We start from the raw sequence: 11,188 nt of genomic DNA on the forward strand, positions 1-11,188 counted from the left end.
CCGGACCCCGAACCTGAAGATCGCCGCCTGACGTGAAACCAATGCTATAGCTTAGCCCGGCGGCAAACTGGTCGAAAAAACGGGACCACCTCTTATGGCGCCGATTCTGCAGCAGCGGCCAAACCGGTCGACTGCGGTTTCAACCTCGCCACTCTCGCACCCAGCTCACCCCATCAAGTGCCATCATTGAGCACGCAGAGAACGAAGGCACCCGAAAGCTGGTAACCGCTCGGAAATGAGCAGTCGGATCTTGACCCATTAGAGAACAGTATCGGCTGGTCCGCGCCGGACTTCAGCACCCTGTCGCGCCGCCAGAGCGAGACGGGGCCGTGGCGCCAGTGGCGCCGCGAAAGCCCGTCGAACCTTGGACGCAACCATCCCGTACGGCAGCTCCAAAGGGGCGCTTCACCTGCTTGTCCCCTCTCGGGCATTGCTACGCAATACCCTGCCGGGCAGCGGACAGCACTAGCATCAAGGTCGAGGGCGAAGGGTGCGGAGCGACCGTGGCCCCGGCCGGGCCGCGAAAGCGCGCAGCACGGCACGGGCGCAAGCGTCTGCACGATGAGCTGACCGAGGACTACCGCGACATGATCTATGCCTGCACCGCCGCGGGGGTGGAGCTCAGGCGGAAGATGTTCCTGCGCAAATGGCGCCTCAAGTGCAGCGCGGTCGCCGACAGCCTGGAAGAAGCGGGCGACCGCCTCTTCAGCTTCACCCGGCTCGATCCGTCGCAATGGAAATCGGCGCGCACGACCAGCGCGATAAAGCGACTGAACGAAGAGTTCCGCCACCGGATCAAGACCCAGACCGTGCTTCCCTGCGCCGAGACAGTGCCGATGCTGCTCTGGGCGCTGCTCGCCTCCGGGCAGATCCTCCCTCTCGCGATTTGCAGGCTAACCGCTGCCGGGCAGGGGATGCGCAAGATCGACGGCTGGGAAACTCTCTCTCAGCCGCTCGCGCCGATGTCCCGTGACCTCGCCGCCTGAACGGAGCCAATCTCACATGCCCGGAGCATGCCGCTCGGCAATTTCCACCACATTCGCGACATGACCTCTCCATAGTCAGACAGCCGAAGAGGATGATCACTCAAGCGACGACTGGCCTCGGGAAGGCGACAGGCTTCCTGTCCGGATCCAATGCATTGAAAATAGGTATTTTTCTAGGGATGATCTACGCTGCTCCGCCTGTAGGGCCACGCCGGCGGCGCCGCAGCAGTTCCACAGCGACTGGTTCCTTCGGGAAGCCCATGCGCCGGGCTACTACAATTCGGCCTCGCCCCCGAGCGAGGATTGCCTGTACCTGAATATCGCGGCACCGGCCAAGAGCGCGAATGACAAGCTGACCGTCTATGTCTCGTTTCATGCCGGCAGATTGACCAATGGCTTTGCTGTCGATGCTCCGACGGCGCATTGCTGCAGAAATCGGCGTCAGGACGTGATGCCCCTTCCCCGGCTTTGGTCAGGCCACGCGTTCGATCCCGGCATTGCCGGGAGCGTTCAAGCGGTTCATGAATGAGCGGCAAGCGCCATCGGTCCGGGCGCGGCCGCGAATGACGCGGATGTGGATCTCGGCGGTCTGGCAGTCGGGGGACCTCGAGGCCATCCGCTCGCCGGAGGACTTGAGGAGGCTCGTCCCGGCCTCGATCCGGCCGCGGACATGATCGCCGGACCATCATTTCCAGAGTGGGCTGGAACCGTGCCGCCAGTGGCGCCGCGAAAGTCGGGCAAACGCGGCCGGGCCGCCAGGGATGTGGTTGCGCGCCAGCGCAACCGGACAGTCCTCCTTCCAGAGACGGCCGTTTCCACGGATAGGGGCGAGGGCATGACTGCCACCGGTCGGAACGAATGCCCGAACGCCAGATGCCTCCGTGCGTCAGGATCGCCGCATGGCACCGGCGTGTGTCGAAGGCGCCGCCAGAGGTGCGCGGAGTTGCCCATCGCGTCGCCATCGGTCCGAGCCCGATGGGCGACGGCGCACCCGCTGGCAACTCGCCTGTGACAGTGCCGATCTCTTCGTCTCGCGGGGTCTGGTCGAGGAGCTCCGGCAGGCCCGGGCTGTCTCCCTAGCGGCTGGTGGTGAACGCCGCCGCCCGGATGTCGCCGGTCGCCGTGTCCATGCCAGATGGACCTTGCGGTACTGGCGTCGACGGGTGCCGTGCTTCCCGGCCAGCCATTCATTCGTCGGGATTTCGCGGCGCCACTGGCGCCACGGTCCCTCTTCCTTCTTCATGGAACCTGATGCCGGTGATGTCCGGCAGGCTATTGCGCAGCAATGCCCGAGCGTGGACCAGCAGGTTCAGGTGACCCGGAGCCCGGCGGAACGAGAACTCGACGGTGATCGTTCGACGGGCTTTCGCGGTCCCGTCTCGCTTTGACCTCGGCTGGGCGTGGAGAAGTCGGGCACCGGCCAGTCCGGGCCTGCCATTTCGAAGTTGCCGCTCGTTTTCCCGAGCGGCAGACCGGAGAGAGCCTTGGGTTCAGGCAGACCTGGAAGGCATGCGCCGGACAGGGCTCCGCCCGTCCGGCCCTCGACGCCTCTCCCGGAGGACTCGCCGCTGACGCCGACCGGTCCGGACTCCCCCGGACCGTCTTCTGATCCTCCTCACTCCGAAAAGATCGGTGGACGCCCCGACTTGCCTGTCTTCGGCGCGCGCCAGGCCATGTCCTTGTCCAGCCAGAGCAGGAGTGACCTGCCCGCTTCAGCGCGGCATTGCGGGAGTTCCAGTTCGTGCTGCGATAGCGGGCAGGCTCGGGCTTGCTCATGGCGGGCTCTTGACCCGCCGGCGCCACGCAGTGACTCCCGGAAGCCTGCGACGACACCGGCGCGCTTGCGCCAATCTCGCGGTCCGCCGCAGGAGAAGCCGGCCGTCAGCTGCAGGACCCGGGCCGACGGCGATTTCGACCTTTGCGCCGGACAGCCCTCTCAGCCGGGCGGGAAGGCGGCGGGCCGGGATCCGGCCGGTTTGCACCGCAAGACCCGCCGGTCGGCAGGATGAACCGAAATCACGAATTCTGTATGATCAATATTGACATCTGTCCGATATGTTTCATACAGATTTTGATAACCACGCAGACATGGAGGGGATGATGTCCAACAGCCGAACGTCGGCGCCGCGGTCCGGCCGCGGGCAGGCGCTGCCCAGGCAGACAGGGTCCGCGCAATGACGACGCCCACCGTTCTGGCCTATGGCGACAGCCTCACCTGGGGGCACGATCCCGCCGATGGCGGACGGCATCCGAAATCCTCGCTCTGGCCCACGGTGCTCCAGGCCGGGCTGGGCGATGTCGAGGTGGTGCAGGACGGGCTGTGCGGGCGCAGCACCTGCTTCGACGACCATGCAGGCAATGCCTGCCGCAACGCGGTCAAGACCCTGCCGGTGGCGCTGGCCAGCCAGGCGCCGCTTGATCTGGTGATCCTGATGCTGGGCACCAATGACCTGAAGGCGGCGAATGCCGGCTCGGCCGACGGGGCGGAGAAGGGCATGCAGCGGCTGGTGCGCATTGTCCAGACCTTCGCCTTCGACAAGCCGCGCTGCGAAACGCCCGCCGTTCTGGTGGTGGCTCCGCCGCCGCAGGTTCCATGCGGCGACCGGCACACGCCCGGGCGCATCGCCGAAAGCCAGAGGATCGCGGGCAAGTACAAGGCGCTGGCCGCGCGGTTCGGCGCGGATTTCTTCGATGCGGCAACTGTCTGCGCGGCCTCGCCCGTCGACGGCACCCACCTGGACCTGCCCGCCACCGAAGCCCTGGGCCGCGCGCTGGTGCCGGTCTGCCGCGCGATACTCGACAGATAACGCAAGGGCGGGCGCGGGAGGCGCACCGCCCGGACATCCATGGGAGGAGACCCGATGAAACGTCTGAGCAGGGCCACGATTGCCGGCCTTCTATTCGCGACCACCGCCTTCACGGCGCCCGGCCCCGTCCTCGCCGAAACGCCGGCGGACCAGCTGGTCGTCGCGTTCAACATGAACAACGTGCTGACGCTGGATCCCGGCGCGATCACCGGCGCCGATGCCGTGCAGATCCTGAACAACGTGTATGACACGCTGGTGGAGCTGGACCCGGCGACCAACGAACTGGTGCCCGGCGCCGCCGCGTCCTGGGACATCGCGGCGGATAACAGGTCGATCACCTTCCATATCGACCCCGGGGCCACCTTTGCCTCCGGCAACCCGGTGACCGCCGAGGACGTGGCCTACAGCCTGCGCCGGCCGCTCCTGCTGTCCATGGTGCAGTCGTCCTTCCTCGGCAGCCGCGGCTATACCGCCGGGAACGTGGTCGAGATGACCGAGGTCGTGGACGACAAGACCCTGACCCTGCACCTGCCCCAGCCGGACGACCCCCGGCTGGTGATGATGGTGCTTGCCATCGGCGGCCTGGGCTCCATCCTCGACAGCCAGCTCGTGGCCGAGCATGAAGTCGAAGGCGACATGGGCCAGAAGTGGCTGGTGAACAACTCCGCTGGCTCGGGCGCCTTCGTGCTGGGCGACTGGCGGTCGAACGAATACGTGATCCTGACCCGCAACGAGCAGTACTGGCGCGAGCCGGCCGAGATGCGCCGGGTTCTGATGCGCCACCTGCCCGAAAGCCAGTCGCAGCGGCTGGGGCTGGAGCAGGGCGACCTGGATGTGGGCTTCTCGCTGGCGGCCTCCGACCTGCGCGCGTTGAGCGGGAGCGACGATATCGTGGTGGAAACCGTGCCCTCCGCCGGTTTCTACTATCTCGCGGTCTCGATGAAGGACGAGCGCTATGCCGATCCCAGGGTGCGCGAGGCGCTGCGCTATCTGATCGACTATGACGGCATCAACGAGGCGATCATGCCGTTCTTCGGCGTGAAATGGCAGCGGCCGGTCAACTCCTTTGCCTTCGGCGCGCTGGAAGACCTGGACTACGCGCTTGATGTGGACAAGGCAAAGGCGCTGCTGGCCGAGGCGGGCTTTCCGGACGGCTTCAAGACCACGCTTCGGGTGATCAGCACCCAGGAATTCCTCGACAGCGCCACCGCCATTCAGGGCACCCTGGCGCAGGCCGGGATCGAGGCCGAGATTGTCACCGGCGACGGAGGGCAGATCTACGGCGCCATGCGCTCGCGCGAGTTCGAGCTTCTGGTCGGGCGCGGCGGCGGCGGGCAGCAGCCCCATGCCGACAGCAACCTGCGCGCCATGGTCTACAACCCCGACAACTCCCAGGAAGCCGGGCTGACCAACTACCAGGGCTGGCGCACCAGCTTCCATGACGAGGAGCTGAACGCCGCCATCGAGGCCGCGCTGGTGGAGCCCGATCTGGACAGGCAGCGCGCGATGTACGGCGACATCCAGCGGATGATCGACGAAAAGGTGATCTCGATCCAGCCGTTCTCGGAGCGCGTGGTGACCGCGGCCTATCAGAACGACATTTCGGGGCTGCCGATCGACCCGTGGATCGGCCGCTTCCGCGATGTGAGCAAGGCACGGTAGCGCCGCCCGAAGGACCGGAAGAGGAATGTCCGACCTGTCTGCCGTGATCCGCAACCCGGTCCTCAGGGGCTTCAACCCGGACCCGTCCATCCTTAGGGTGGGCGGGGACTACTACATCGCCACCTCCACCTTCGAATGGTACCCGGGCGTCCAGATCCACCATTCGCGGGATCTGGCGGACTGGCGGCTGCTGACAAGGCCGCTGACCCGGGCAAGCCAGCTTGACCTGCGCGGCAGCGAGGATTCGGGCGGCGTCTGGGCACCCTGCCTCAGCCATTCGGACGGGCTGTTCTGGCTGGTCTATTCCGACGTCAAGCGCCGCAGCGGCGCCTTCAAGGACAGCCGCAACTATCTTGTCACCGCAGAGAATATCGAAGGCCCCTGGTCCGACCCGGTCTTCCTGAACGCCTCGGGCTTCGATCCGTCGCTGTTTCACGACGCGGGCGGGCGCAAGTACCTGCTGAACATGGTCTGGAACCACCGCGCGGCCCACCGCAAGGACACATTCGGCGGCATCCTCTGCCAGGAATACTCGGCGGCACAGCAGCGCCTTGTCGGGCCGGCACGGGTGATCTGGCGCGGCAGCGGGCTCGGCCTGACCGAGGGGCCGCATCTCTACCGACGCGACGGCTGGTACTGGCTGCTGACCGCAGAGGGCGGCACCGGTTACGACCATGCCGTCACCATGGCGCGGTCCCGCAACCTGTGGGGACCCTACGAGACCGGGCCGGGGCCGCATCTGCTGACCGCGAAGGACGATCCCGGCTGGCCGCTGCAGCGCGCAGGGCATGGCGATATCGTCGAGACACCCGCGGGCGACCCCTACCTCGTGCATCTCTGCGCGCGCCCGCTGCCCGGGCTCCGCCGCTCGGTGTGCGGCCGGGAAACTGCGATCCAGCGGCTCGACTGGCCCGCGGGCGAATTCCCGCGGCTTGCCCAGGGCGGGACGCTGCCGGCCGTGGAGGTAGCGGCGCCCGGCCTGCCCCCGCATCCGTTCCCGCCCGGGCAGGGCGACATCGCCTTCGCCCCCGGCCCGCTGCCCGCCGCCCTGCAGTGGCTGCGCAGTCCCGAGCCCGGTCGGCTCTTCTCGCTTGGCGCCCGGCCGGGTTTCCTGCGCCTCTTCGGGCGCGAGTCGCCGGGCAGCCGGTTCGAGCACGCGGCCGTGATGCATCGCCAGACCGAGTGGTGCTATGACGCCGAAACCGAGCTGGAGTTCGCGCCGGCGGGGTATCAGCAGATGGCCGGGCTGATTTGCTGGTACCATGCGCACCTGTTCCACTATCTGGCCGTCACCGCCGGCGAAGCGGGCGGGCGCGAACTGATCGTGATGTCCTGCGAGGGCACCTATCCCGCCGGCACGCTGCGCTACCCGCTGGCGGCGCCGCTGCCGCTTCCCGGCTCCGGCCGGGTCCGGCTGGGGGTGCGCGTGCGGCACGACAGGCTGGCCTTCCGCTTTGCCGCCGGAGACGGGCCGTGGCAGGACCTGCCGCTGACGCTCGACGCGTCGCTTCTGGCGGACGAGGCGGGACGAGGCGGCGCGGGGGCCTTTACCGGCGCCTTCGTCGGCATGGCCGCGCATGACATTGCCGGCACCGCGACCCCGGCGGATTTCGCATGGTTCCGCTACCGGCCGCATGGTGCGCAGGCTGTGTGAAACTTCGCCGGATATCATGCTGACTCTGCTGTGTTTTCGGCTAGACGGGGAAGGCAGGGCATGGCGGAATTGATCGAAGGCGCCGGGCGGCGGCAGGCGATGCTCTTTCCCGAGACGCCGGACGGCTATGTCGGTGATCGCAATCCAATCCGGGTGGTCGATGCCTTCGTCGAGATGCTCGATCTCGCCGCCCTCGGCTTCAGGACAGCGGCGAAGGAGACCGGCCGTCCCGGCTATCATCCAGGCCTGATGCTGCGCATTTGCGTCTGTGACCGGGACGCCGGGCAGACGGCCCGCGGGTCGTACAGCCGCTTCGCCAAGGCCGGAGCCGACCCGCTTCATCAGGCCCGACCTGTTCAGCTGGAGCCTCGAAGACGGCGCCGCCTCCCGCGCCGGGCTCTTCGACGGCAAGCTGGCGCTGCTGACCAATGCCCCCGATCTCGGCCCTTCCGAGGCTGTCGCGCGCTACAAGTCATTGGCCGATATCGAGCGCAGGTTCGGGGCCCTCAAATCGGATATCGACATCGTCCCCGTCCACCACCGCCTGCCGGACCGGATCCGCGCGCATGCCCTGATCTGCTTCCTCGCGCTGGTCCTCTGCCCCGTCATGCGCATGCGGCTGAAGGCGAGGCCATTCCGCCAGCCCGTGCACGGCGCTCGACCTGCGCGCGCATCCTGAAGCACATGACGCATATCGGCGACCGGACCTTCAACGGCCCATGCAGCTCGGCCTTTTCGACGCCCCGGGGCTCCCGGGTCGCGCCTGACCGCCAAGTTGCGGCAAGACCCGCAATCCCGTCGGAGAAATGCCAATTGCCCGGCGAATGTGACGTCGAGCTTGGGCGGAACGGCCCGGACCTGGCTCTGGGCGGCAGCTTCTTCTTCCGCACCTTCGGCGTCCCGGTGCCCGCCCGCGTCATCGATTGCGTGCCGCCGGTGGCAGGACGGCCCGCGCGCATTGCCTGGCACGGCTGGTCGGGGAAACCGGGAGGCGGCGGACCGGCTGGATGTCCGCCACGCCAGGCTTGTCGAGGACCTCGCGGCGTTCAGCATGCGGTTCCTGACGCGGGAACCCCAGGACGGCGCCCCGGCGAAGGCGCTGGCCGCGACCGTGCCGAACCCGATGATCAACGGCCACCAGGACTGGCTGAATGGCCTTGTCGCCGCTGCGCGGTCGGCGCAGGGCTGAGGCGCCCGGTCCGCGCCCGCCTCACAAGGCGGCAAGGGCCTCCGTGATTACGGCGCGGACCCGCCGGGTGCGCGCCGGCAGGCTGCGGTTCTTCCGCTGGATCAGCCAGAGCTCGTGCCGGACCGGCACCGGCAGGGGCATGACCTGCAAGCGGTCCCGGCCGGGATGCGCGTCAACGCCGCTGCGCGGCAGGATGGTATAGCCGATGCCGCGCAGCACCGGCTCCGGGATCTGGCCGATCTGGTTGACGAAGCTGCGCTCCCGCAGCCGGTCCGCTCCGGGATGGGCGTCCGGGAAATTCGCGCCAAGCAGCTCGTCCGCATGCGCATAGCCGTCGGGATGGGCGATGAAACCGAGCGCATCGAGTTCCGCGAAGCTTCGCGGTGGCGCGGCACCGGCGGGCAGGAGGAGGCAAAGCTCGTCCTGCCCGGCACTCTGCCCTTCCAGCCGCGGATGGGCCGGAGAATGATCGACGATCCCGAGATCGAACCGCCCCGCAACGACCCGCTCGAGGATGCGCGGCTGCGGCATCGCCTCGAGGATGATGGAAAGGGCGGGCGCCCTGGCCATGAGATCCATGAAGCGCGGGTAGAGCAGAAGGGCAAGCGACCCCGAGCAGGCGATCGAAACCTGTCCCCGGTCCGGGTCGTCATGCTGCAGCGCGCCCTGAAGATCGCTTTCTTCCGCCCGGCGACGCCGCGCCATGGCCAGCACCGCCTCGCCCGCCGGGGTCAGGATGAAGCTCTTGCCGTCGCGTGTCATCAGCGGCTGGCCAAGCTGCGCCTCCAGCTTCTTCACATGCTGGCTGACACCCGGCTGGGTCATGTTCATGGCGACAGCGGCGCGCGTGAAATGCCCGACATCGCAGAGCGTTGCGAAGGTTTCGAGCCAGGTCGCGTTCAGCATCGCCTCACCCGTTTCGTTATCATCATGAGCATGAATGATAATTGGATGTTCCGGTTTGGCCAATCCATATTCCTGGCAGCACCAAGGAGACATTCATGACCAGGACCACGCCCCGCACTTTCTCTCACATCGGCCTTTCCGTGCCCGACCTCGACGCGGCCGTAGCTTTCTACCGCGATGTCATGGGTTTCTACGTCATCATGGAGCCGACCGAGATCGCCCAGGATGACAGCGACATCGGCGTGATGTGCGACGATGTCTTCGGCCCGGGCTGGGGCAGGTTCCGCATCGCCCACCTATCCACCGCCGACCGCATCGGCTTCGAGCTGTTCGAGTTCCCCGAGAATTACAAGCCCGCCGACAACCTGCCCTACCGCCAGCTGGGCCTGTTCCACTTCGCGATCCAGGATCCCGACCTCGAGGGGCTGCTGGCGAAAATCGTGGCCGCAGGCGGCAAGCAGCGGATGCCGGTGCGCGAGTACTTCCCCGGCGAGAAGCCCTACCGCATGGTCTATGTCGAGGACCCTTTCGGCATCGTCTTCGAACTCTACTCCCACAGCTACGAGCTGACCTATTCGGCCGGCGCTTACAACTGAGAGGGTCCCATGGCAGATCTCTTCGACACGGTGCGCCTTGGCGGGCTCACCCTCAAGAACCGCGCCGCGATGGCGCCGATGACCCGCGCGCGCAGCCCCCGCAACGTGCCGACCGGCGAAACCGCGCGCTACTACGCGCAGCGCGCCGGTGCCGGGCTGATCGTGACCGAGGGCACCGTCATCTCTCCCGAGGGCTCGGGCTTTGCCGCCTGCCCCGGCCTCTGGTCACAGGAACAGGTCGACGCCTGGGCGCCGGTGACCGCGGCCGTGCATGACCAGGGGGCGGCGATCTTCACCCAGACCTGGCATGTCGGCCGGATGAGCCATGTCTCGCTTCAGCCCGGCGGCGCCGCCCCGGTCAGCGCCACCGGCCGGCAGGCGGCGGACTCCTCGGCCTTCGGCATCACCCAGGATGGCACGCCGGGCTTCGTCACTGCCTCTAAACCACGACCGCTGGAAACCGGCGAGATCGCCCGCGTGGTCGGGGATTTCGCGAAGGCTGCGGAGAATGCAGTGGCGGCCGGTTTCGACGGGGTCGAGATCCACGGCGCCAACGGCTACCTGGTGGAGCAGTTCCTGAACGGCGCGGTCAATGACCGGACCGACCGCTACGGCAGCCAGAGCGTGGAGACCCGCATCCGCTTCGCGCTTGAAGTGGTCGATGCCTGCATCGCGCGGATCGGAAAGGACAAGGTCGGCATCCGCTTCTCGCCCTTCGGCCGCCTGCATGACCTCGGCGATTTCGAGGGCGAGGAAGACACCTTCCTGACGCTGGCCGCAGAGCTGGACAAGCGTGGCCTGGCCTTCGTCCACCTCATGGACCAGGCCAGCCGCGGTGCGCCCGCCATGCCCCACGGCTTCCTGGAGAAGTTCCGTGCCGCCTATTCCGGGGTGCTGATTCTGGCCGGCGGCATGGATCTCGAACGGTCGAATGCGATGATCGGCGCGGGGCTGATCGACATTGCGGCCTTCGGCGCGCCCTTCACCTCGAACCCCGATCTGGTCGAGCGGATGCGCCGTGGCTGGCCTCTGACACCGGCCGATCAGGGCACTTACTATGGCGGCACGGCCAAGGGCTATACCGACTGGCCAACCCATTCCCCGAAAGAAGACGCCGAATGAAACCGGTCCTGATCGTGATGACTTCGCATGGCGACAAGGCCGGACATGGCCCGACGGGCTTCTACCTCTCGGAGGTCACGCATCCGCTGGAGGAAATCCTGGCTGCCGGCCTCCCCGTCGCCTTTGCCTCCATCGCCGGAGGCGAGCCGCCGGTGGACGGGCTCGACCTCGATGACAAGGTCAACGCGACGTTCTGGGCTGACCCGCTGTTCCGCGCGGCGATCCGCTCGACGCAGAAGCTTTCCGACGTGAACCCGTCCGACTAC

8 protein-coding genes and 5 pseudogenes are annotated in these 11,188 nt (G+C 67.3%); 11 read left to right on the top strand and 2 right to left on the bottom strand.

Going from position 1 to position 11,188, the window contains the following annotated elements:
- Positions 1-264 precede the first annotated feature (264 nt).
- The 3 genes and pseudogenes from FGX59_RS39895 to FGX59_RS39900 all read left to right on the top strand — a co-directional run.
- A pseudogene (locus FGX59_RS39895) lies at positions 265-539 on the top strand (hypothetical protein); the annotation flags it as partial.
- A pseudogene (locus FGX59_RS34615) lies at positions 540-986 on the top strand (transposase); the annotation flags it as partial.
- Between the two features lie 154 nt (positions 987-1,140).
- Positions 1,141-1,515, top strand: coding sequence for a carboxylesterase family protein (locus FGX59_RS39900; RefSeq protein ID WP_370296466.1), 375 nt, complete (start codon positions 1,141-1,143; stop codon positions 1,513-1,515).
- On the opposite strand, the pseudogene FGX59_RS34625 reads toward FGX59_RS39900, so the two are convergent.
- Positions 1,459-2,762 (bottom strand): annotated as a pseudogene (locus tag FGX59_RS34625) (transposase). The gene FGX59_RS39900 and the pseudogene FGX59_RS34625 sit on opposite strands and share 57 nt — an antisense overlap.
- A 398-nt stretch (positions 2,763-3,160) precedes the next feature.
- On the opposite strand from FGX59_RS34625, the gene FGX59_RS34630 reads away from it, so the two are divergent.
- The 5 genes and pseudogenes from FGX59_RS34630 to FGX59_RS38345 all read left to right on the top strand — a co-directional run bounded on the left by FGX59_RS34630 (position 3,161) and on the right by FGX59_RS38345 (position 8,298).
- Positions 3,161-3,793: an SGNH/GDSL hydrolase family protein gene (locus FGX59_RS34630; RefSeq protein WP_138473014.1), complete on the top strand. Its 633-nt coding sequence runs from the start codon at positions 3,161-3,163 to the stop codon at positions 3,791-3,793.
- Between the two features lie 54 nt (positions 3,794-3,847).
- Positions 3,848-5,455, top strand: a complete 1,608-nt coding sequence (locus FGX59_RS34635; RefSeq protein ID WP_138473016.1) for an ABC transporter substrate-binding protein — start codon at positions 3,848-3,850, stop codon at positions 5,453-5,455.
- 25 nt (positions 5,456-5,480) lie between these two features.
- A complete protein-coding gene (locus tag FGX59_RS34640; protein WP_240722849.1) occupies positions 5,481-7,109 on the top strand; it encodes a glycoside hydrolase family 43 protein in 1,629 nt (542 codons plus the stop codon).
- Positions 7,110-7,382: 273 nt separating this feature from the next.
- Positions 7,383-7,737: pseudogene (locus tag FGX59_RS34645) on the top strand (IS1634 family transposase); the annotation flags it as partial.
- A gap of 423 nt (positions 7,738-8,160) precedes the next feature.
- Positions 8,161-8,298, top strand: coding sequence for a hypothetical protein (locus tag FGX59_RS38345; RefSeq protein ID WP_206078520.1), 138 nt, complete (start codon positions 8,161-8,163; stop codon positions 8,296-8,298).
- Positions 8,299-8,319: 21 nt separating this feature from the next.
- On the opposite strand, the gene FGX59_RS34650 is transcribed toward FGX59_RS38345, so the two are convergent.
- Positions 8,320-9,204 (bottom strand): LysR family transcriptional regulator, encoded by an 885-nt coding sequence (locus FGX59_RS34650; RefSeq protein WP_138473018.1) that lies wholly within the window; start codon positions 9,202-9,204, stop codon positions 8,320-8,322.
- A 95-nt stretch (positions 9,205-9,299) separates the two neighbouring features.
- Here FGX59_RS34650 and FGX59_RS34655 point away from each other — a divergent pair, with 95 nt between their 5' ends.
- The 3 genes and pseudogenes from FGX59_RS34655 to FGX59_RS34665 form a co-directional block, all read left to right on the top strand.
- Positions 9,300-9,800, top strand: a complete 501-nt coding sequence (locus tag FGX59_RS34655) for a lactoylglutathione lyase family protein (protein ID WP_138473021.1) — start codon at positions 9,300-9,302, stop codon at positions 9,798-9,800.
- Between the two features lie 9 nt (positions 9,801-9,809).
- Complete coding sequence (locus tag FGX59_RS34660; protein ID WP_138473023.1) at positions 9,810-10,922, top strand: alkene reductase; 1,113 nt, start codon at positions 9,810-9,812, stop codon at positions 10,920-10,922.
- Positions 10,919-11,188: pseudogene (locus tag FGX59_RS34665) on the top strand (type 1 glutamine amidotransferase domain-containing protein); the annotation flags it as partial. The gene FGX59_RS34660 and the pseudogene FGX59_RS34665, both read left to right, overlap by 4 nt.

The organism is Poseidonocella sp. HB161398 (genome assembly GCF_005870025.1).
Taxonomy (GTDB): Bacteria; Pseudomonadota; Alphaproteobacteria; order Rhodobacterales; family Rhodobacteraceae; genus Mangrovicoccus.

What these genes read in the sequence shown, in the direction of transcription:
- FGX59_RS34630 (WP_138473014.1), top strand. Translation starts at nt 3,161, where the DNA reads ATGACGACGCCCACCGTTCTGGCCTATGGCGACAGCCTCACCTGGGGG.
- FGX59_RS34635 (WP_138473016.1), top strand. Translation starts at nt 3,848, where the DNA reads ATGAAACGTCTGAGCAGGGCCACGATTGCCGGCCTTCTATTCGCGACC.
- FGX59_RS34640 (WP_240722849.1), top strand. Translation starts at nt 5,481, where the DNA reads ATGTCCGACCTGTCTGCCGTGATCCGCAACCCGGTCCTCAGGGGCTTC.
- FGX59_RS38345 (WP_206078520.1), top strand. Translation starts at nt 8,161, where the DNA reads ATGCGGTTCCTGACGCGGGAACCCCAGGACGGCGCCCCGGCGAAGGCG.
- FGX59_RS34650 (WP_138473018.1), bottom strand. Translation starts at nt 9,204, where the DNA reads ATGCTGAACGCGACCTGGCTCGAAACCTTCGCAACGCTCTGCGATGTC.
- FGX59_RS34655 (WP_138473021.1), top strand. Translation starts at nt 9,300, where the DNA reads ATGACCAGGACCACGCCCCGCACTTTCTCTCACATCGGCCTTTCCGTG.
- FGX59_RS34660 (WP_138473023.1), top strand. Translation starts at nt 9,810, where the DNA reads ATGGCAGATCTCTTCGACACGGTGCGCCTTGGCGGGCTCACCCTCAAG.